The sequence below is a fragment of the Halarchaeum acidiphilum MH1-52-1 genome (assembly GCF_000474235.1).
Lineage (GTDB): Archaea > Halobacteriota > Halobacteria > Halobacteriales > Halobacteriaceae > Halarchaeum > Halarchaeum acidiphilum.
Window position 1 is genome coordinate 1 of sequence record NZ_BATA01000052.1, and the last position, 18,698, is coordinate 18,698.

The window sequence follows — 18,698 nt, forward strand, 5'->3', positions numbered from 1 at the left end:
GACCGACGTTGACGTCCCGGACGATCCGGACGTCACGACGGTGGACTCGATGCCGACGCCGGTCCGCGGCGATCCGGACGCGACGTGACCGTGACGGTCTTCGAGGACTACGCCTGCCCGCACTGCGCGCACTACGCGACGGAGGTCATGCCTCGGATCGTCGAGAACTACACGAAACCCGGAACGGTCCGCTACGAGCACCGCGACTTCCCGATTCCGGTGAGCGAGGAGTGGTCGTGGGCGGGGGCGAACGCGGCGCGCGCGGTGCAGGACGCCCTCGACGACGCGGCGTTCTTCGAGTACACCCACACGCTCTTCGCCCATCAGGACGCGTACGTCGATGCGGGCGCGCGCGGGTACGACTACCTCGGGACGGTCGCCGCGGATCTCGGCGCGGACGCGACGGCGGTCGTCCGCGCGGCGAAGGGCGGGAAGTACACGCCCTACCTGAAGGCGGAGCGACAGACCGGGAAGGACATGGGCGTCCGCGGGACGCCGACCGTGTTCGTGAACGGCACGGCGACCGGCGATCCGGGATACGACACGATCAGCGCGAAGATCGACGCCGCGCTGTCGAACTGAGACGCGAGAACGAGGCGGCGTGCGCGACGCGGGAAGCGATACGGGTTTGCTCGCGCGTCGGCTACGGTCGCGCGTGAGACGACGGTCCTACCTCGCGTCCCTCGGCGCGCTGGGCGCGTCCGCGCTCGCCGGCTGTGGTGGCCGGTCCGCTCCCTCGACGTCCACGACCTCGCTCCCGCCGGACACCGTCGAGTGCGACCTCGTGGACTACGCCTTCCGGCCGGGGACGCACGAGCCTCTCACGATCGACGCCGGCACCACCGTCCGGTTCGTCTGGAAGACCAGCGGCCACAACATCGTCCCGAAGCGCCAGCCCGACGGCGCGGACTGGGCGGGCGTCCCGGAGATCTACACGGCCGGCCACACCGACGACTACACGTTCACCGTCCCCGGACGCTACCGCATCGTCTGCGAACCGCACGTCGATCTCGGAATGGTCGGGAACATCGTCGTCACGGGGGGCGAGACGACGAACGGGACGACGAGCGAGACGGATCGGGTGTGAGGGGGTCTCACGGGTGTTGTTTTCACCCGTGGGTGGCCGGGTGACTGCCGGAGAGACCTTCCGGAGACGCCCCCTATCTCCGCTGAGTGCCGAAAGAGACCTATATCGGTCTGGGCAAAGGGCTTAAATCTATCGGTGTCATTGGTGATCATACATGGCACGCCGCAGCCGCCAGCAGGAGCGAGACGTCGAGGCGGAGACAACCGACGGGGAGCAGGAGGGGACGCGCACGTGCCCGGAGTGCGAGTCCACTAACCTCTCGGTGAGTGCGGATCAGGGGGAGCTCATCTGTGAGGACTGCGGCCTCGTACTGGAGGAGGACAACGTCGATCGGGGACCGGAGTGGCGCGCATTCAATCACTCCGAGCGCCAGCAGAAGAGCCGCGTGGGCGCGCCGACCACGCAGACGATGCACGATAAGGGGCTGACGACTCAGATCGACTGGAAGGACAAGGACGCCTACGGGCGCTCGATCTCCTCGAAGAAGCGCTCGCAGATGCACCGCCTGCGCAAGTGGCAGGAGCGCATCCGCACGAAGGACGCCGGCGAGCGCAACCTCCAGTTCGCGCTTTCGGAGATCGACCGGATGGCGTCCGCGCTCGGCGTCCCGCGGAGCGTCCGGGAGGTCGCGTCCGTCATCTACCGGCGCGCGCTCAAGGAGGACCTCATCCGCGGGCGCTCCATCGAGGGCGTCGCGACGTCCTGTCTCTACGCCGCCTGCCGCAAGGAGGGCATCCCGCGCTCGCTCGAAGAAGTCGCGGAGGTCTCCCGCGTCGACCAGAAGGAGATCGGACGCACCTATCGCTACGTCGCCCAAGAACTCTCCCTCGAAATGGAGCCGGTGGATCCCAAGCAGTTCGTCCCGCGCTTCGCGAGCGAACTCGAACTCAACGAGGAGACGATCGCGAAGGCCAACGAGATCATCGACATCTCCGCCGAGCAGGGACTCCTCTCCGGCAAGAGTCCCACGGGCTTCGCCGCCGCGGCCATCTACGCGGCGAGCCTCCTCTGCAACGAGAAGAAGACCCAGCGCGAGGTCGCCGACGTCGCGCAGGTCACCGAAGTCACCATCCGCAACCGCTATCAGGAGCAGATCGAAGCGATGGGCTTCGAATAGCGTGGCTCTTCGCTGACGCTCAGAGCCATAACGCGAACGGCGTCAGCCGGGAGTAGCGGGGTCCCGTGGGAACGCCTCACAGACGAACGGCGTCAGCCGTGAGTAACGGGGTCCCGTGGGAACGCCTCACAGACGAACGGCGTCAGCCGTGAGTAACGGGGGTTCGAAGAGACCTCGAACACGCGAACGCGGAGCGAAGCGACCCGCGAGTGGCGTCGCGCCCCGCGCGACGAGAACACGAGCGCGGGTCGTCTCGGGAACTGCGAGCGCCGCGACTCGCGTGCTCGACGTCGCTCACGCTCCGTCGAACTCGCTCTCCACGCGCACCACTTGCTTCCCGACGTTCTCGCCCTCGAAGAGTCCGACGAAGGCGTCCGGGGCGTTCTCCAACCCGTCGACGACCGTCTCGCGGAACGCGATCTCCCCCTCTTGGACCCACCCGACGAGTCGCTCCGTCGCCTCCTCGAAGCGCGGCGCGTAGTCGCCGACGAGGAATCCCTCGACGCGGGCGCGCTTCTCGACGAGCGTGTGGAGTTTGCGCGGGCCGGTCGGGACGCCCTCCTCGTTGTAGAGGGCGATCTGCCCGCAGACGGCGACGGACGCGCGGACGTTCAGGTGCTCGAAGACGGCGTCCGTGATCGGGCCGCCCACGTTGTCGAAGTAGCCGTCGACGCCGTCGGGCGCGGCGTCACCGAGCGCGTCGGCGACGTCCGCCTCGGCGTAGTTGATCCCGGCGTCGAAGCCGAGGTCGTCGGTGAGGAAGTCGATCTTGGCGTCGCTTCCCGCGATCCCGACGACGCGACAGCCGTTTAGCTTCGCGAGCTGGCCGACGACGCTCCCGACGGCGCCCGCGGCGGCGGAGACGACGACGGTGTCGCCGGGATCGGGGTCGAGGACGTCGGTGACGCCGAAGTAGGCGGTGCGACCGGGCATGCCGAGGACGCCGAGCGCGGCGGAATCGGAGACGCCGCCGGTCTCGACGCGCACGAGGTCGTCGCCGGCCGCGACGGCGTAGTCGGCCCAGCGGAGGTTGCCGGTGACGGTGTCGCCCGCCTCGAAGTCCGGGTGGTTCGATTCGGCCACTTCGCCGACGACGCCGCCCTGCAGGACGTCGCCGACGGCCCAGGGTTCGGCGTACGATTCCTCGTCGCGCATCCGCCCGCGCATGTACGGGTCGACGCTGAGATAGCGGGTGCGCACGAGCACCTCGCGGGGTCCGGGTTCCGGCACGTCCGCCTCGACGAGATCGAAATCGTCGTCGCCCGGGACGCCCTCGGGTCGCTGTGCGAGCACGAACTGCCTGTTCGTCGCCATACTCGCCCGGAGGACCTCGACGGGGACGTGCGTTGTGGCGTCGGCGCGGATCGGTTCTTCTCGACTCGTTGGGCACGCGGTCGGCTCCCCGGTCTCACTCCTCGGCGGGACGCCACGTGCCGTCGTTCCACTCGACGCGGCCCCGCGCTTCGAGGCGGTTGAGACAGCGCTCGCAGAGTTGCATCCCGTACCCGTCCGTCGCGACTTCGGCGCGAGCGGCGAGATCGCGAAGTCCCCACTCCTCATCGGCGTCGTCCATCTCGACGAGCGCCTCGTGAACGTCCTGCTCGACCTCCGACGGCGACATGTCAAAGATAAACACGATGTGGGCACTTAACTCCTCTCCCCGATCCCCGCTGATCTCAGGGTGCGACGCGCTCGCCGGTCGCCGCGGCCTCGTAGAGCGCGTCGATGACGCGCATGTTCGCGAGCGCGTCCTCGCCGCTCGTCCGCGGCGTCATCCCGCTCTCGACGCAGTCGGCGAAGTGTTCGGCCTCGCGGGCGTACTGGTCGACCGGCTCGAACGACTCCGTGACCGTGCGGCCGTCGACGGCGTAGCGGAGTTCCGCGGGCGCGTCCGCGGCGACGTTGAACGCGGGCGACGCCTCGATCCACCCGTCGGTCGTCTCGATCCGGTAGCGCTGGTGCTCGGGGGCGTCGAACCAACAGCGGAGGGTGGCGCGCGCGCCGCCCGCGTACTCGAACGTCCCGGCGAGACGGGTGTCGACGCCGCAGTCGCGGCTATCGAACGTCGTCGCGGTGACGGCGTCCGGATCGCGACGAGGGTCCGCAGGGCGTTGACGGGGTAGCACCCGACGTCCATCAGTGACCCACCGGCGAGACCGGGATCGAGGCGGACGTCGTCCGGGCTTCCGCGGAGGGGGAAGCCGAACGTCGCGGACGCGGAGACGACGTCGCCCATGTCGGCGAGGAGGGCGCGGACGCGCTCGGTCCGCGGGTGGTAGCGGTACATGAACGCCTCCATGAGCGTGACGCCGCGGTCGGCGCAGTGCTCGATGACGTCGCGGGCCTCGTGCGCGTCGCGCGTCAGGGGTTTCTCGCAGAGCACGGGGAGTCCGGCGTCGGCGGCGCGTCTCGTCCACTCGGCGTGCAGGCCGTTCGGCAGGGGGTTGTAGACGGCGTCGACGTCCGCGTCGAGGAGGGCCTCGTAGTTCCCGTACGAGTCGGGGATGTCGTGGGCGGCCGCGGCGTCGGCGGCGCGTTCGGCGTCGCGCGAGGCGATGGCCGCGACGTCGTGTTCGGTGCGGGCGACGCCGGGAACGAAGGCGTCGAGGGCGATGTGCGCGGTGCTGAGGATCCCGAATCGCATACCGGCCCGACGCGGGGCCGACGTGAAAAGCTACTCCTCCGACTCGACGGGACCGTCCCACGCGTCCATGCCGCCCGCGACGCTGTACGTCTCGCCGGCGTCGCCGTACTGCTCGACGAACGCCGCGGCCTCCTTCGAGGACTTCCCGAGATAGCAGACGAACGCGACCGACTCGCCCCAGTCGCGATCCTCGACGACGGATTGGAGTTCGCGCGTCGTGAGGTTCTCGGCGCCGGGGACGTGGCCCGCGGCGTAGCTGTCGGGATCGCGGATGTCGACGAGAGCGAACCCGTCGTCGACGAGTCGTTCCTCGACCTCCTCGGGGGAGAGTTCGTCGGGCATGGGCGAGACGAGGCGTTCGAGCGGTGTCGGTCTGTCGGTCCCGCGTGCAGCGATCTCGTCAGCTGTCATACAGGACCTGAGCGGCGGCCAGCGTCCTTTTACGGCGAAGCCGAGAACGCGGAGTCGAATGGACATGGGGCAGACGATACTGACGCGACGGCGGCTACTGGGCGCGCTCGGCGGTGCGGGGGCCGCGGCGCTCGGCGTCGCGGCGACGACTGGCGCGTCCGCGAACGACCGATGGGGAGCGGTGGTGTCTCCCACCGGTGAAAGCCTCCACGACGTCTCGCACACGTCGGGGACGGCGTACGCCGTCGGGTCGAGCGGGCGGGTGCTCCGTCGCGTCGCGGGGGAGTGGTCGGTGTCGACGGAGAAGGGCGCCGGCCGGAGCAAGACTCTCTCCGCGTGCGCGCCGACCGACGACGGCGACCGACTGTGGTTCTGCGGGGCTTCGGGGACCGTCGGCTTCCTCGACGTCGAGAGCGGGAACGTCACCAGTCACGCGAAGCCGGTCGGCGCGGGCGACGGCTTCACCGACATCGCTGTCTTCGGCGGCGTCGGTGCCGAGCGGGTCTACCTCGCGGCGAGCGACGGGACGGTCGTGATCGGCCGCCACGGGAGCGGGAAACTCCAGTGGGAGACGCGCGACACCGGCGGCGGGTACACGATCACCGGCGTCGACTTCCACACTCGCGAGCGCGGACACGCGGTGACGAACGGGTCGGCGGTCTACCGGACGACCGACGCCGGGGCGACGTGGGACCGGATCGGCATCGCGGACGCGCAGGTGCCGCTGAAGGCCGTCGTCTCCGGCGCCCAGCACGTCTACGCGGCCGGCGGGTCTGGACGGGTATTCCGCCTCGATTGCACCTGCGGGCGCTGGACGCCGTTCAAGCCGGGGAACGAGACGGTTTCCGCGCTCGTGCAGCGGGACGGACGCCTCCTCGGCGCGGGCGGATCGGGGAGCGTCGTCGAGAGGACGGACACCGGGTACACGCTGTACGGCACGGGCACCGGGAACCACTTGAACGGCGCCGCGATCGGCGGCGACTACGGGCCGGACATCGTCGTCGGCGACGGCGGCGCGATCCTCGAGCGCTGACGGCGCTCCTCGGCGTGCTCGTCGGTCGAGCAGCCGTAGCGCCCGGGAATATGTCGTTTATCGGGCCACAAATTCCTTTTAGGGGACGTCCGATACACCGAGCGATGTTGGATCAGAGTGCCGGCGGTTCGGGTAGACGTACCTTCCTGAAAGTCGCGGGCGGAACGGCTGCCGCCGTCGGCGGTGGCGCGCTCGTCACGAACGGGGTATCGGCGGCGAGCGACGGGAGCAGCGAAAGTACCAGTGGAAGCAGCGGCGGGAGCGACCCGTGGACGGAGATCGACTCGCCCATCTCGCAGACGCTCTACGGCGTCGTCGACACGACGGCGGGACCGCACGCCGTCGGGAAAGGGGGGACGATCCTCGCGCGGCAGGGCGGCGACTGGACCGCCGTCGTCAAGCACGGCCCGGCGACGCGGGAGAACATGCTCAAGGCCGTGGACGTCACGGACGACGGGAAGCGCATCTGGTACGCCGGCTCCTCCGGCGCGCTCGGCGCGTACGACGTCGAGAAGGGGATGAAGTACGACTACTCGGCGCCCCACGAACACACCTCGACGTGGGAGGGGATCGCCGTCACGGGCACCCGCGAGAGCGAGAACGTCTACATCTCGAACGGGTCCGGTGAGGTGTACGACGCGCACACCAACGACAAGGGGTGTGTCGTCTTCGATCAGCTGATCAAGCCCGGGAGCGGGTCGAAGATCAGCGCGATCGACTTCCAAGGGCAGAACGTCAAGAAGGGCTTCGCCGCCGACACCTCCGGGAACGCGTTCAAGACCGCGGACGCGAGCGACTCGTGGAAGGACGTCGGCGTCCCGAACGCGCAGGTGAAGTTCTACGACGTCCTCACGTATCAGACGTCTGATGCCGAACGCGTCTACATCACGGGCGGCGGCGGCCGCCTCTTCCGTCGCGACTGCGTCTGTAATCGCTGGACGCCGATCGAACTCGGCTCGAAGGCGTTCCGCTCCATCTCGCGTAACCCCGACACCGGCACGAAGGTCGTCGTCGGCTCCGCGGGCGCCGGCTACCGCCTCTCCGGGAGCGGCGGCTGGCAGTCCTTCGACACCGGGACGTCGAGCGGCCTGAACGCCGTCGCGCTCACCCACTTCAGCGACTCCCCACCGGTCGCCGTCGGCGCCAGCGGCGCGATCGTCGAGGGACCGACGCAGACGGTATAAGGTATGAGACATGTTGGCCGCCGGAGTTAAGCGGCGGTCGGTCGTTCCGTCCAGACACGCGATGCACGACCTCACCGGCTTCCAGCGCGACCTCCTCTTCGTCACCTGCGGCCTCGACGAGCCGAACGGGCTCGACATCAAGGACGAACTGGAGGACTACTACGGCACGACGATCAACCACGGCCGGCTCTACCCGAACCTCGACGCGCTCTGCGAGAAGGGCCTCCTCGACAAGCGCAAACAGGACGAGCGGACGAACGCCTACTCGCTGACTCGCCGCGGCCGCCGCGAGATCGTCGATCGCGAGGACTGGGAACACCAGTACATCTCGACGCTGCTCGAAGAGGAAGCCGAACGCGCGCACTAGCGCACGCTACCCCCGTCGATCTCGCAACCGCTCCTCCGCCGCGTCGAACGCCGCGCGCGTGTTCAGGTTCTCGAACGTCCCCGGCGCCGCGTGCGTTCGCACCTCGCGCTCCGTGACGGCGCTCGCGTCCAGCTCACCGAGCACGGCGTCCGCGCGTCGCTCGCCCGCGTCGAGCGCGTCCGCACAGGCGTCGCGCGCCGCCGCGACCCGGTAGACCGCGTGCAGGGGTTCGTCGTACCCGTCGCGGCGCGGGACCGCGGCGTCGCGGCCCGCCGCGCGATCGAAGAGGTGGCGGACGAACGACGGATCGACGAACGGGACGTCGCAGGCGACGACGAACGCGCGCTCGGCGGAGGCGGCCGTCAGTCCCGCGTGCATCCCGGCGAGCGGTCCCTCGTCCGCGCGCTCGGGACCGTCGAGGGCGTACGTCATCGGGTGCGGGTAGCCGTCGAGGGCGCGCTCGATCGCCGCGCGTTGGGCGGGCCGACAGTTCACGACGAGTTCGTCGATCGGCCCGACGAGGCGGTCCGCGACCCGCCGGACGAGCGGCGTCCCGGCGAGCGACGCGGTGGCTTTGTCGCGCTCGCCGAACCGGGTCGAGCGGCCGCCCGCGACGACGACTGCGGCGTGCACGCCCGCCGTTCGGCGCGCCGGACACAAGAACGCTCGCACCGCGGCGAGGGGTAAGGTTAACCCCCGCGTCGCGCCAAGGCGTCACGTATGAACGAGGACGCCGAGGGGTTCATCGACGCGCTCCACGGGAGCGACGTCGGACGGATGCGTCGCGCGGTCGCCTACGACGGCGAGGAGTACGACACCGTCTACTGTCGCGACGACATCGCGACGGCGCAGACCGACGCCGAGATCGAAGAGGTGACCAAGAACCTCATCCTGAAGGGGTTCGACGACGAACTCCAACAGCCCGAGTTCGCCCGCTTCGGCCACCTCGACATGAGCGTCCGCTGGTTCCACGAGGTCGTCGTCCTCCAAGTGCCCCTCGGCGAGTGGAGCGGCGTCATCGTCGGCTTCGACCGCGACACCGTCGTCGACACGGGCGCGTTCACGGACGTCGCGCTCGACTACATCGAGAGCCCGGAGAGGGACCTGCGCGACGTCGAGGAGACGGACGGGGACGGGGAAGCGCTCGACGACTCCGTCGAGGAACAGTTCTCCTGAGCGCTCAGTAGCCGATCCACTCGGTCGGGCCGTCCGCGACGCCGACGACGCGGAGTTCGCGCTCGCTCGCGTCCGTCGCCCGCGTCTGCACCATCCCGTCGAACAGCGGCGCGAAGCGCTCGAACGTCTCCCGATCGCCGAGTTCGGTGAGCGCGAGTCCGAGCATCCCTCTCGCTTGGACGCGCCCCGTGTAGACGTGGAGGAAGCGAAAGAGCCGGCGCGGCTCCGTGTACATCAGCATCGTCGGGATGGAGACGAGACCCGCGCGAATGTCGTCGATGTCGCGCTCGCCGAGACGCTGGAGCACGCCGGCGGTCCGGATCCCGATCTCCGTGATGTCGCCGGGCGAGGAGACGTAGCGCACCCCCCGGGCGTCCCGAACGTCCCCGCCGCGCTCGCGCGTCACGCAATCGACGATACCCGCGCGTCCCTCGGACACGGCGTCCGCGAGCGGCTCCGAGCGCGACAGCAACCGATCGGCGCTATCCCGCGTCGAGACGGCGATCGCGCCCTCGTCGCGCCGACAGCCGCCCTCGATCAGCGAAACCGCGATGTCGAGTTTGCCGGTCAACGGTGGCCCGCCGATCATCAGATTGGTCCCCGCCGGGATCTCGTCCACCGGCAGGGTGTCGCCGACGTCGTACCCGTCCCTCATCGGGCGACACGTTCGGCCGACGGGCGTTAAAACGTACCGACCCCCGCAGTCGATGGTCGCGGTCCCTATTCGCGCTCCGCGCGCAGCTCGGCGGCGAGCCGTTCGGTCGCCTCTCTGACGGCCTCGTCGCTCGACCGACTCGGCTCCCATCCGAGCGCCGCGAGCTTCTCGATCGAGAGGCGCATCTTCGGGACGTCGCCCGTCCACCCGCGATCGCCGCCCGTGTACTCGTAGTCGGGATCGACGTCGAGGACGTCCGCGACGACGTCCGCGATGCGGTTCACCGACGTCGTCGTCTCCGTCCCGAGGTTGTACGTGTTCACGTCGCCGTCGGCGTGCTCGACGACGTACTGGATGGCCTCGACGCACTCTTCAACGTGCATGTAGGACTTCTGCTGGCGGCCGTTCCCGAGGATCTCCAGCGTGTCGGGATCGTCGAGGAGCTTCTCGATGAAGTCGGGAATGACGTTGCCGCGCTGGCGCGGCCCGACGATGTTCGCGAAGCGAAAGAGCCACACCTGCACGCCGTAGGAGTGCCCGTAGACGGAGAGCAGCCCCTCGTCGGCGAGCTTCGACGCGCCGTAGATGCTGATGGGTTCGAGGGGGGCGTAATCCTCCGGCGTCGGCATCGGCGCCTCGCCGTAGACGGTCGAGGAGGAGGTGAACGCGATCTTCGAGGCGCCGACCGCCTCCATGCGTTCGAGGACGTTGTACGTCATCGCTTGGTTCTCCTCGAAGAGGGTGCGGTCGTCGTCGAAGTTCGTGTCCGTGTACGCCGCGAAGTGGAAGACGACGTCCGTCCCCTCGGGGATCGCGTCGGCCGTCTCCGCGGCGTCGCGGAGGTCCGCCTCGACGAACTCGACGCCCTCGGGCACCGCCGCGCGGTCGCCCTTCGAGAGGTCGTCCACGCCGATCACGCGGTTGTCGGCCACCAGTCGCGCGGCGAGGTGCGAGCCGACGAGACCCGCGACGCCCGTCACGACGACCGTCTGCTCCGTGAGGTCCATACGGACGAGAGCGCGACGGCGTCCAAGTGTCTTTCTCCTCGCTTCCGTGTAAAGCCGTAAGCCGTTACCCGCCCGCGCCCCTCATCGGACGTATGCAGGACGCACCCGAGGTCGCCGTGCTCCGGCTGGGCCACCGGCCGGGACGCGACGACCGGATGACGACGCACGTCGGGCTGACGGCGCGCGCCCTCGGCGCCGATCGCGTGATCCTCCCCGACAACGCCGGCCAATCGCTGGAGACCATCCGCGACATCACGACGCGCTTCGGCGGCCCCTTCGACGCCGAACTCGACGACTCGCAGCAGGCGACGATCCGCGACTGGGACGGCCGCGTCGTCCACCTCACGATGTACGGCGAGCGCGTGCAGGACGTCGAGGGCGAGATCCGCGCGGCGCATCGCGACGCGGCGGAATCGCTCCTGCTCGTCGTCGGCGGCGAGAAGGTGCCCTTCGAGGTGTACGACGAGGCCGACTGGAACGTCGGCGTGACGAACCAGCCCCACTCCGAGGTCGCGGGACTCGCCGTCTTCCTCGATCGGCTCTTCGAGGGTCGCGAACTCGAACGGGAGTGGGCGAACGCCGAGCAGGTCGTCCTCCCGGAGGAGACGGGGAAGACCGTCGTCTCCCCCGACGAGCTAGAGGAGTCGTAGCGGCTCGACGAGTCGATCGCACAACCGCGCGGGGAGCGCGATGAGCGAGGGTCGACCGACGTCGTCGGCGACGCGGTAGCGCCCCCGGTCGTCGCGCTCGACCGTTCCCGCATCGGCGAGGGCGTCGAGCGTCCGCGAGACGCGCGCGGTGGACAGGTCGAGATCGGCGGCGAGTTCGTCGGGACGGCGCGGCTCCGCCCGAACCGCACGCAGGAGTTCGCCCGCGAGATCCGCGTCCCCGAGGGGGTCCGTGCGGCGCGCCTCCTCCGCGTCGTCGCGTGCGTCGTCGATGGCGTCGAGGCAGAGCCACGCGCAGACGGGGAGCGCGACGACCGGGAACCACACGGTGCTACGCGAGAGCGCGAGCGCGGCGAACGCGAGGAGGGCGCACGCGAGCGCGAGGTCGCGACAGAGGACCGAGTACCCGTAGCGCTCGCCGACGCGTTCGGCGGCGCTGACGCCGAGGGCGAGCAGGCCGACGACGACGGCCAACGCGAGGCCGAAACCGACGGCGTACGCGAACGCCGCGAGGACCACGGCCTCGACGGCGCGCCAGCCGAGCGTGCGCGTCGGTGTCACGCTCGGGTTTCGGGCCGTCGGGCGAAAAGCGCCGCGGTCACGTCACGTGGCGGTCGGCGGGTCGCGGACGGCCCGGATCAGCCCGTGCGCGCCGACGAGACCGGCCGCGACGCCGACGAGCACGAGGAGGACGGCGTGCGCGTCGATACCGAAATAGATGATCGCGACTCCGAGCGCGAGGAGCGCGACGCCGCCGCCCGCCCGTCGGACCCGTCGCGGGACGCCGAACGTGTCCGCGAGAGCGGCCGCGAGCGGGACCGCGACACCGGCGGCGGCGAGGAGGGCGAAGTCGGCGAGCGACCCGCCTCTCGCGACGGTCAGCACGGCCGCGACGACGACCCAGCCGAGGAGGACGCGAGCGTTCGCGCGCTCCCGGACGGCCTCGCGAAAGTCGTGGGGGGACACGAGCGAACGGTTGGCTCCGCGACGGCTAAGCCGTTTCGCCGTCCGCGTCGGCGGTCAGCGGCGAGTCGCGGACGGCGCGGACGGCGATCACGACACCGGCGAGGACGAACCCGACCAAGAGGAGCGTCGTCAGGGGCGCGGCCGCGCCACCGTAGCCGTAGAGGGCGGCCGCGCCGAACGCGACCGCACAGCATCCGCCGACGACCGATCGGACCCACGCGGGGACGCCGAGCGCGGCGGCGACGGCCGGCGCGACGGACGCGGCGACGAGGACGACGAGGAGGAGGGCGAAGTCGGCGACCGACCAGCCGTTGGCGACGGTGAACACGGCCGCGACGACGACCCAGCCGAGGAGGACGCGAGCGCTCGCGCGCTCCCGGACGGCCTCGCGGAAGTCGTGGAGGGACACGGGCGAACCACGGGCGTCGAGCACCTAAGCCTTTCCGTCGGGACGGGCTACGACTTCGCCGAACGCACCCGGTAGCGCCGCACACCGTCGGCGACGACGTAGCACCCGACGACGCCGAACGCGATGCCGAAACAGACGAGTAGGGCGGTGGCTTCGCCGTGCGTCGCGAGAGCGTAGAGACCCCCGAGGCCGCCGGCGACGCCGAGGCTTCCCACGGCGATACTCAGGAACGGGTCGGGGACGAACACATCCACGGCCAGCACGACGACACGAAGGCTGATCCCGCCGGCGTAGACGCCGACGGCGAACGCGAGCGACCAGTCGAACGCGACGGCGAGCAGGGCGATCGCGACGGTCCAGAGGGTGAGCGCGGGGGCGCCGTCGCGCTCTCGGGCTGTCTCGTACAGTTCGTGGAGGAACACGTTCAGATGGTGTTACGTCTGGCGCATTAGTGTTGTGTGGCCAACTTGCAGGACGACTCGCGCATCGCTCACGTTCGTTCGCTCCGCGTCGCGCGGCTCACGGGTCGCTTCGCTCCCCGTTCGCTCCGTCCACGGAGCTCCCAGTGGTCGGTTCCGCGTGCACCGTACCCGATGGTATTAAGGGTCGCTCGGCCCCGAGTTACGCGTATCATGGCTTTCGAGGGTATGTTGGAGGACCCAGTCGTACAGAAATACCTCCACGAGCTAGTCGGCCCGAAGGGGATGCCGGTCGCGGCGGCGCCCCCGGACGGCGAGGTGACGGACGAGGAGCTCGCGGAGCGCCTCGACCTCGAACTGAACGACGTCCGCCGGGCGTTGTTCATCCTCTACGAGAACGATCTCGCGACCTATCGGCGGGTGCGCGACGAGGACTCGGGGTGGCTCACCTACCTCTGGACGTTCCACTACGAGAACGTCCCGGCGAACCTCCACGACGAGATGGACCGCCTCCGCGAGGCCCTCGAGGAGCGCCGCGAGTACGAGATGAACAACGAGTTCTACCTCTGCGAGGTCGACTCCATCCGCTTCGAGTTCGACGAGGCGATGGACTTCGGGTTCGAGTGCCCCGAGTGCGGCTCGCCGCTGGAGGCGATGGGGAACGACGAGATGGTCGAAGCCATCGACGAGCGCCTCGACGCGCTCGAATCCGAACTGGGTATCGTCTGAATGGTCGTCCTCGCCACCAAGGTGTACGTCGAGGGCGACGCCCGCGAGCGCGCGCTCGACTCACTCACCTCGCTCGTCGGCAACAGCCTCGACGACCTCGACGTCGAATTCGACGTCGGCCTGCGCGGCGACGACTTCCCCTCCGTGACCGTCACGGGCGAGGACGCGCCCGTCGCGCGCAACGTCCTCCGCGAGGAGTGGGGCGCCATCACGCCGCAGTTCGAGGCCGGCGAGACGTACGTCGGCACCCTCGAAGGGTGGGACGACGACGGATTCGTCCTCGACGCCGGCGAAGAGGTCAGAATCCCCGCGGACGGTCTCGACCTCGGCCCGGGGTCGCCCGAGCAGGTGCGCACGCGCTTCGGGCTGGTGCAGCACATGCCAGTCCAATTCGCCTACGACGCGGACGGCGCGCACGAGTTCGCTGACGCGGAGCGCGACCGGCTCTACGACTGGACGCGCGCCGAGAGCGGGCGAGTGAACGTGAACTCGGCGACGCGCGCGGAGGTCCGCGCGACCGTCAATCGCGCGGGGCACGCCCGCGACATCGTGACGGTCGAGCGCCTCGGACTCTTGGAGCAGAGCATCGTCTGTCGCGAGGGCACCGACGCTCCGGGCCTGCTCGCGAGCATCGGCGAGTACGTTCCGGCGGAGCTGCTCTGCGTGGTACCCTGAGATGCGACGGCGCTGGCTCCTCCTCCTCGTCGCCGTCGGCCTGCTCGCCGCGGGCGCCGGCTGTATGGGGACGAGCACGGTCAGCGACCAGCAGCTCGCGCAGAACGCGACGTACGACTGGAACGCGACGGCGGCGCAGAACGCCTCCGTGGTCGTGAACGCGACCGGCGGGCAGTATCAGGCGGTGGTGAACGTCACGGGCGCGAACGCGAGTTCCCTGCGGTTCTCCCAGCAGAGTCAGTTCACGGGGGAAAGCCCCGTCGCGATCCGGGCGGTCCAGTTCCGCTATTCGAACGGGACGGTGGTGAACGCCTCCGCGATCGACGTCTCCCAGTCGCGCGACGCGGTGACGGTGACGACGCCGGCGGAGAACGGGACGTTCGCGTACACCGCGCCGATGGGCGATCGCTCGCTCGACGTCCCCGTCGTCCTCTCCGGGCACGCACACGAGGTCGTTCTGCCCGCGGGGATGCGCGTTCGCATCCCGGTCTTCGGGAGCGTCAGCCCCGGCGGCTACGAGCGGACGATCGTGCACGACCGCGTGCACCTGCACTGGAACTCGGTCGACGCGGAGGCGCTCAGCGTCCAGTTCTTCCTGATGCGCGACGTCTACCTCTTCGGCGGCCTGCTCGGACTCGCGGCGCTCGTCGCCGTCGTCGGCCTGATCTACTACCGCCTCCAGATCCGCCGGCTCGAACGCGAGCGGGCGGAGAGCGGTCTCGACGTCCGCGACGACTGATCCCCTCCGGTCTTTTTGCCGACGCGGACGCTGAGATCGCGTATGGACGTGGCCGTGTTGACGGTGGGCGACGAGGTGCTCGCGGGCGAGACGACGAACACGAACGCGGCGTGGCTCGGCCGCCGGCTCACCGAGCGCGGCGCGAGCGTGCGGCGCGTCGTCGTCGTCCCGGACGAATCCGACGCGATCGAGGCGTCCGTCCGCGACCTCGCGGCCCGATACGACGCCGTGGCGGTGACTGGCGGTCTCGGGCCGACACCGGACGACGTGACGATGGCCGCCGTCGCGGCGGCGTTCGATCGCGAGCTGATCGACCACCCGGACGCCGTGGCGTGGTTCGAGACGCACGACGGGTACTCGAACGCCGCGGCGAGCGCGACGCGCCTCCCCGACGGCGCGCGCTTCCTGCCGAACGAGGCGGGCGTCGCGCCCGGTGCGGTCGTCGAGAACTGCTACGTGCTCCCGGGCGTCCCGAGCGAGATGCAGGCGATGTTCGAGCGCGTGAGCGGCGAGTTCGCGGGCGAGACGCGACACGTCGAGACCGTCTACGCGGCCGAACCCGAGAGCGCGCTCGTCGATCGGATCGAGGGCGTCCGCGAGCGCTTCGACGTCGCGGTCGGGAGCTACCCCGGCGACGGCGTGGACGTGCGGATCCGCGGGACGGACGAATCGGAAGTGAAGAAGGCGGCCGCGTGGCTCCGCGATCGAGTCGAGTGTGGCGAGCGGGTCGAGTGTGGCGAGCGGGTCGAGCGCGGCGAGCGAGTCGAGTGTGGCGAGCGAGTCGAGTGCGGCGAGCGGGTCGAGCGCGGCGAGCGCGGCGAGGAATAGGGGGTCAGCGGACCTCGTAGGCCCACCACGCGGCCGCGAGGACGATGCCGAGCACGAGGACGATCCAGCTCATCGCGCTGATGGGGAGCGCGGTCTCCGCGAGGGGTACGAACATAGGCGATGGGTTCTGCGGGCGCGCCCTTAATCGTTTAGCATTGCCGGCACGCGCGGTGGTGCGAACGGGCTTTAGGCGGCACGCGAGTAGCTGACGGTATGCGCACCATCGGCGTCGTCGTCAACCCCATCGCGGGAATGGGGGGGCGCGTCGGGCTGAAGGGGACGGACGAGCGGGTCGCGGAGGCGCGCGAACGCGGGGCGGAGCCGCGCGCACCCGGGCGAGCGAGCGCGGCGCTCCGGGCGCTCGCGGACGTCGCGGGCGACGGGAGCGAGATCGGGCTGGTCGCGTACGGGGGCGAGATGGGCGAGGACGAGGCCCGCGGGGCCGGCTTCGAGCCGACGGTCGTCGGCGATCCGGGGGAGGGCGAGACGACGGCCGCGGACACCCGTGACGCGGTGCGGGCGTTCGTCGAACGCGGTGTCGACCTCGTCCTCTTCGTCGGCGGGGACGGCACCGCGACGGACGTGGCGACGACGCTCGACGAACGCGGAAGCGAGACGCCGATGCTCGGCGTGCCCGCGGGCGTGAAGGTCTACTCGTCCGTCTTCGCGCGGACGCCGCGCGACGCGGGGCGGATCGCCGCGACGTTCGAGCGCACGGAGCGCCGCGAGGTGAACGACATCGACGAGGACGCCTATCGGGCGGGCGAGGTCCGCGCGGAACTGAAGGCGGTCGCGACGGTGCCTGTCGCGGAGGCACTGCAGGCCGGCAAGCAGCGGACGGCGGGGAGCGTCGACGCGCTCGCTGCGGGGTTCGCCGCCGACGCGGAGGCGGGCGTGACCTACCTCCTCGGGCCGGGCGGGACGGTCGGCGCGATCAAGCGCGAACTCGGCTTCGATGGCTCCCCGCTCGGCGTGGACGTCTGGCGCGACGGCGAGGTGCTGGCGCGCGACGCGAGCGAGGCGGAACTCCTCGACGCGCTCGGGGAGCGCAACGTCGCGGTCGTCTCGCCGATCGGCGGACAGGGGTTCGTGCTCGGGCGCGGGAACCAGCAGCTCAGCCCCGCGGTCGTCCGGCGATGCGAACTCGCGGTCGTCGCCTCACCATCGAAGCTCGCGGAGACCGGCGTGCTCCACGTCGACACGGGCGATCGCGACCTCGACGCGGAGCTCCGCGGATGGCTTCGCGTTCGGACGGGCCGACACACCCGACGGCTCGTGAAAGTCGAGTGAGAGACGTTTAAGGTCATACGGATGGCATGGAAACCGATGCGGTATTCGCGTCGAATCCGCCGCACGGGAGCGTCTCGGCCGTATCGCGTCGGATGTTCGAGCCCGCGTTCGCGTCGGAATCGGGCGAGTCGGCACGAGTCCTTAGAGAATATAATGTGTCGAGCGCAAGCTTAAGGTAATTCAGTTGCTACGGTCCGGGCATGGAGAGCCGAAAGGTGCAGCGTCTCGGGCCGTCGACGCTCGCGATGACGCTGCCGGCGGAGTGGGCGCGCTCGCAGAACGTCGAGAAGGGGGACGAGGTCACGGTGCGCGAGAGCGGGAAGGGGACGCTGACGGTGACGCCGCCATCGGCGCGGGACGACGAGAGCGAGGCGACGATCCACGCGGAGACGTTCGACGCCGCGGCGGTCGAACGCGCCATCGTCGGCCAGTACGTCCTCGGACGCCGCGTCATACACGTCACCGACGAGGAGACGCTCGACAGCGCGCACATCAACGCCGTCTACAAGGCCGAGACGCAGCTCATGGGTCTCGGCGTCGTCGAGGAGACGCCCGAACGAATCACCATCCGGTGTTCGGTCGATCCCGAGGATTTCACGCTCGACAACCTCCTCCGGCGACTGGAGAACACCGGGAGCACGATGCGCGGCGAGGCCGTGAAGGCGCTCGCGCACGGCAACCCTGATCTCGCGCAGCGCGCGCTCAACCGCGAACGACAAGCGAACAAGATCTTCGTCCTCCTCCTCAGGCTGATCTTCACCGCCTACGAGAACCCGAACCTCGCGCGCGCCGTCGGTCTCGACGACGGCTTCCCGCTCATCGGCTATCGCTCCGTCGCGAAGAACCTCGAACTCACCGCCGACAACGCCGAGGACATCGCGGAGATCGTCCTCGAATCCGACGGGCACACCCTCGACGTGGACAACGCGACGATGCGACAGATCCGCGAGTTCACCGATCAGGTGGACGAACTGACCGCGCTGGCCGTCGAGGCCGTCGTCGAGCGCGACTACGCGAAACACGTCCAGTGCCGCGAGCGCTTCGAACAGGTCGACGACCTCGAAACGGAGATGCTCGAAGCCCTCCCGGAGATGGAGAACCTCCGCCTGCTGCGCGTCCGAGACGTCCTCGTCAGCCTCCAACAGATCGCCGAACTCGCCATGCGCAACGCCGAGATCGCCGCGAACCTCGCGCTCAACGAGCAGTCCGCGCACACGACGCTGGAGTAGCGCACGTCAGGGCGCCCGATCGGAGAAGAGACCGCCGACGCCCGACGTCGTGGTCGTCGTCCTCC

Annotated in this window: 24 protein-coding genes and 1 pseudogene; 14 read left to right on the forward strand and 11 right to left on the reverse strand. The window is 69.9% G+C overall.

Annotated features, from left to right (window positions below; genetic code table 11):
- The first annotated feature begins 90 nt into the window (after positions 1-90).
- From AOZ13_RS09660 to AOZ13_RS09670, 3 genes are all read left to right on the forward strand, one after another.
- Positions 91-582, forward strand: coding sequence for a DsbA family protein (locus AOZ13_RS09660; protein ID WP_148294581.1), 492 nt, complete (start codon positions 91-93; stop codon positions 580-582).
- A 73-nt stretch (positions 583-655) separates the two neighbouring features.
- The gene (locus AOZ13_RS09665) at positions 656-1,087 is read left to right on the forward strand and encodes a plastocyanin/azurin family copper-binding protein (protein WP_020221283.1); all 432 of its coding nucleotides are present in this window, start codon (positions 656-658) and stop codon (positions 1,085-1,087) included.
- A 154-nt stretch (positions 1,088-1,241) separates the two neighbouring features.
- Positions 1,242-2,204 (forward strand): transcription initiation factor IIB, encoded by a 963-nt coding sequence (locus AOZ13_RS09670; RefSeq protein ID WP_021780450.1) that lies wholly within the window; start codon positions 1,242-1,244, stop codon positions 2,202-2,204.
- 294 nt (positions 2,205-2,498) lie between these two features.
- Here AOZ13_RS09670 and AOZ13_RS09675 read toward each other — a convergent pair whose 3' ends face one another.
- The 4 genes and pseudogenes from AOZ13_RS09675 to AOZ13_RS09690 form a co-directional block, all read right to left on the reverse strand.
- Complete coding sequence (locus tag AOZ13_RS09675) at positions 2,499-3,518, reverse strand: NADP-dependent oxidoreductase (protein WP_020221997.1); 1,020 nt, start codon at positions 3,516-3,518, stop codon at positions 2,499-2,501.
- 94 nt (positions 3,519-3,612) lie between these two features.
- The gene (locus AOZ13_RS09680; RefSeq protein WP_020221996.1) at positions 3,613-3,825 is read right to left on the reverse strand and encodes a hypothetical protein; all 213 of its coding nucleotides are present in this window, start codon (positions 3,823-3,825) and stop codon (positions 3,613-3,615) included.
- A gap of 55 nt (positions 3,826-3,880) precedes the next feature.
- Positions 3,881-4,848, reverse strand: a pseudogene (locus AOZ13_RS09685) (Gfo/Idh/MocA family protein).
- Positions 4,849-4,878: 30 nt separating this feature from the next.
- A complete protein-coding gene (locus AOZ13_RS09690; protein ID WP_020221994.1) occupies positions 4,879-5,259 on the reverse strand; it encodes a rhodanese-like domain-containing protein in 381 nt (126 codons plus the stop codon).
- Between the two features lie 64 nt (positions 5,260-5,323).
- Here AOZ13_RS09690 and AOZ13_RS09695 point away from each other — a divergent pair, with 64 nt between their 5' ends.
- From AOZ13_RS09695 to AOZ13_RS09705, 3 genes are all read left to right on the forward strand, one after another.
- Complete coding sequence (locus AOZ13_RS09695) at positions 5,324-6,292, forward strand: beta propeller repeat protein (RefSeq protein WP_021780453.1); 969 nt, start codon at positions 5,324-5,326, stop codon at positions 6,290-6,292.
- A 104-nt stretch (positions 6,293-6,396) separates the two neighbouring features.
- A complete protein-coding gene (locus AOZ13_RS09700) occupies positions 6,397-7,476 on the forward strand; it encodes a beta propeller repeat protein (RefSeq protein WP_020221992.1) in 1,080 nt (359 codons plus the stop codon).
- A 61-nt stretch (positions 7,477-7,537) separates the two neighbouring features.
- Positions 7,538-7,843 carry a PadR family transcriptional regulator gene (locus tag AOZ13_RS09705; protein WP_020221991.1) on the forward strand — a complete coding sequence of 102 codons (306 nt, stop codon included), beginning with the start codon at positions 7,538-7,540 and terminating at the stop codon, positions 7,841-7,843.
- 6 nt (positions 7,844-7,849) lie between these two features.
- Here the strand turns inward: AOZ13_RS09705 and mobA are convergent, their stop codons facing one another.
- Complete coding sequence (gene mobA / locus AOZ13_RS09710; RefSeq protein WP_021780454.1) at positions 7,850-8,476, reverse strand: molybdenum cofactor guanylyltransferase; 627 nt, start codon at positions 8,474-8,476, stop codon at positions 7,850-7,852.
- 87 nt (positions 8,477-8,563) lie between these two features.
- On the opposite strand from mobA, the gene AOZ13_RS09715 reads away from it, so the two are divergent.
- Positions 8,564-9,019 (forward strand): hypothetical protein, encoded by a 456-nt coding sequence (locus AOZ13_RS09715; protein WP_021780455.1) that lies wholly within the window; start codon positions 8,564-8,566, stop codon positions 9,017-9,019.
- Between the two features lie 4 nt (positions 9,020-9,023).
- Here the strand turns inward: AOZ13_RS09715 and AOZ13_RS09720 are convergent, their stop codons facing one another.
- Positions 9,024-9,674: an RAD55 family ATPase gene (locus AOZ13_RS09720; RefSeq protein WP_021780456.1), complete on the reverse strand. Its 651-nt coding sequence runs from the start codon at positions 9,672-9,674 to the stop codon at positions 9,024-9,026.
- Between the two features lie 65 nt (positions 9,675-9,739).
- Positions 9,740-10,681 carry an NAD-dependent epimerase/dehydratase family protein gene (locus AOZ13_RS09725; protein ID WP_021780457.1) on the reverse strand — a complete coding sequence of 314 codons (942 nt, stop codon included), beginning with the start codon at positions 10,679-10,681 and terminating at the stop codon, positions 9,740-9,742.
- Between the two features lie 92 nt (positions 10,682-10,773).
- On the opposite strand from AOZ13_RS09725, the gene AOZ13_RS09730 reads away from it, so the two are divergent.
- Positions 10,774-11,331, forward strand: coding sequence for a tRNA (cytidine(56)-2'-O)-methyltransferase (locus AOZ13_RS09730; protein WP_020221115.1), 558 nt, complete (start codon positions 10,774-10,776; stop codon positions 11,329-11,331).
- Here AOZ13_RS09730 and AOZ13_RS09735 read toward each other — a convergent pair.
- From AOZ13_RS09735 to AOZ13_RS09750, 4 genes are read right to left on the reverse strand one after another with little or no spacing between them, the layout of a single operon-like run.
- Complete coding sequence (locus tag AOZ13_RS09735) at positions 11,317-11,910, reverse strand: helix-turn-helix domain-containing protein (RefSeq protein WP_020221116.1); 594 nt, start codon at positions 11,908-11,910, stop codon at positions 11,317-11,319. The two genes, AOZ13_RS09730 and AOZ13_RS09735, sit on opposite strands and share 15 nt — an antisense overlap.
- Positions 11,911-11,952: 42 nt before the next feature.
- Positions 11,953-12,315, reverse strand: a complete 363-nt coding sequence (locus tag AOZ13_RS09740) for a hypothetical protein (RefSeq protein ID WP_021780458.1) — start codon at positions 12,313-12,315, stop codon at positions 11,953-11,955.
- A gap of 25 nt (positions 12,316-12,340) precedes the next feature.
- On the reverse strand, positions 12,341-12,724 hold the full coding sequence (locus AOZ13_RS09745; RefSeq protein WP_148294582.1) for a hypothetical protein: 384 nt from the start codon (positions 12,722-12,724) through the stop codon (positions 12,341-12,343).
- A 47-nt stretch (positions 12,725-12,771) separates the two neighbouring features.
- Positions 12,772-13,146, reverse strand: a complete 375-nt coding sequence (locus AOZ13_RS09750) for a hypothetical protein (protein WP_020222398.1) — start codon at positions 13,144-13,146, stop codon at positions 12,772-12,774.
- 210 nt (positions 13,147-13,356) lie between these two features.
- Between AOZ13_RS09750 and AOZ13_RS09755 the strand changes: the two genes are divergently transcribed.
- From AOZ13_RS09755 to AOZ13_RS09780, 6 genes are all read left to right on the forward strand, one after another.
- Positions 13,357-13,872: a transcription factor gene (locus AOZ13_RS09755; RefSeq protein ID WP_044958168.1), complete on the forward strand. Its 516-nt coding sequence runs from the start codon at positions 13,357-13,359 to the stop codon at positions 13,870-13,872.
- On the forward strand, positions 13,873-14,547 hold the full coding sequence (locus tag AOZ13_RS09760) for a DUF2110 family protein (RefSeq protein WP_020222396.1): 675 nt from the start codon (positions 13,873-13,875) through the stop codon (positions 14,545-14,547).
- A gap of 1 nt (position 14,548) precedes the next feature.
- Positions 14,549-15,286, forward strand: a complete 738-nt coding sequence (locus AOZ13_RS09765; protein ID WP_020222395.1) for a DUF5803 family protein — start codon at positions 14,549-14,551, stop codon at positions 15,284-15,286.
- A gap of 42 nt (positions 15,287-15,328) precedes the next feature.
- Entirely contained in the window at positions 15,329-16,114 is a 786-nt protein-coding gene (locus AOZ13_RS09770; RefSeq protein WP_081706791.1) for a competence/damage-inducible protein A, read from the forward strand.
- Between the two features lie 213 nt (positions 16,115-16,327).
- Positions 16,328-17,404 (forward strand): ATP-NAD kinase family protein, encoded by a 1,077-nt coding sequence (locus tag AOZ13_RS09775; protein WP_021780462.1) that lies wholly within the window; start codon positions 16,328-16,330, stop codon positions 17,402-17,404.
- 200 nt (positions 17,405-17,604) lie between these two features.
- Complete coding sequence (locus AOZ13_RS09780) at positions 17,605-18,633, forward strand: phosphate signaling complex PhoU family protein (protein ID WP_020221258.1); 1,029 nt, start codon at positions 17,605-17,607, stop codon at positions 18,631-18,633.
- The last annotated feature ends 65 nt before the right edge of the window (positions 18,634-18,698 follow it).

Bases quoted from the DNA above. Each gene is read 5' to 3' on its own strand.
- AOZ13_RS09670 (WP_021780450.1), top strand. From the start codon at position 1,242: ATGGCACGCCGCAGCCGCCAGCAGGAGCGAGACGTCGAGGCGGAGACA.
- AOZ13_RS09675 (WP_020221997.1), bottom strand. From the start codon at position 3,518: ATGGCGACGAACAGGCAGTTCGTGCTCGCACAGCGACCCGAGGGCGTC.
- AOZ13_RS09680 (WP_020221996.1), bottom strand. From the start codon at position 3,825: ATGTCGCCGTCGGAGGTCGAGCAGGACGTTCACGAGGCGCTCGTCGAG.
- AOZ13_RS09690 (WP_020221994.1), bottom strand. From the start codon at position 5,259: ATGACAGCTGACGAGATCGCTGCACGCGGGACCGACAGACCGACACCG.
- AOZ13_RS09695 (WP_021780453.1), top strand. From the start codon at position 5,324: ATGGGGCAGACGATACTGACGCGACGGCGGCTACTGGGCGCGCTCGGC.
- AOZ13_RS09700 (WP_020221992.1), top strand. From the start codon at position 6,397: ATGTTGGATCAGAGTGCCGGCGGTTCGGGTAGACGTACCTTCCTGAAA.
- AOZ13_RS09705 (WP_020221991.1), top strand. From the start codon at position 7,538: ATGCACGACCTCACCGGCTTCCAGCGCGACCTCCTCTTCGTCACCTGC.
- AOZ13_RS09715 (WP_021780455.1), top strand. From the start codon at position 8,564: ATGAACGAGGACGCCGAGGGGTTCATCGACGCGCTCCACGGGAGCGAC.
- AOZ13_RS09720 (WP_021780456.1), bottom strand. From the start codon at position 9,674: ATGAGGGACGGGTACGACGTCGGCGACACCCTGCCGGTGGACGAGATC.
- AOZ13_RS09725 (WP_021780457.1), bottom strand. From the start codon at position 10,681: ATGGACCTCACGGAGCAGACGGTCGTCGTGACGGGCGTCGCGGGTCTC.
- AOZ13_RS09730 (WP_020221115.1), top strand. From the start codon at position 10,774: ATGCAGGACGCACCCGAGGTCGCCGTGCTCCGGCTGGGCCACCGGCCG.
- AOZ13_RS09755 (WP_044958168.1), top strand. From the start codon at position 13,357: ATGGCTTTCGAGGGTATGTTGGAGGACCCAGTCGTACAGAAATACCTC.
- AOZ13_RS09760 (WP_020222396.1), top strand. From the start codon at position 13,873: ATGGTCGTCCTCGCCACCAAGGTGTACGTCGAGGGCGACGCCCGCGAG.
- AOZ13_RS09765 (WP_020222395.1), top strand. From the start codon at position 14,549: ATGCGACGGCGCTGGCTCCTCCTCCTCGTCGCCGTCGGCCTGCTCGCC.
- AOZ13_RS09770 (WP_081706791.1), top strand. From the start codon at position 15,329: ATGGACGTGGCCGTGTTGACGGTGGGCGACGAGGTGCTCGCGGGCGAG.
- AOZ13_RS09775 (WP_021780462.1), top strand. From the start codon at position 16,328: ATGCGCACCATCGGCGTCGTCGTCAACCCCATCGCGGGAATGGGGGGG.
- AOZ13_RS09780 (WP_020221258.1), top strand. From the start codon at position 17,605: ATGGAGAGCCGAAAGGTGCAGCGTCTCGGGCCGTCGACGCTCGCGATG.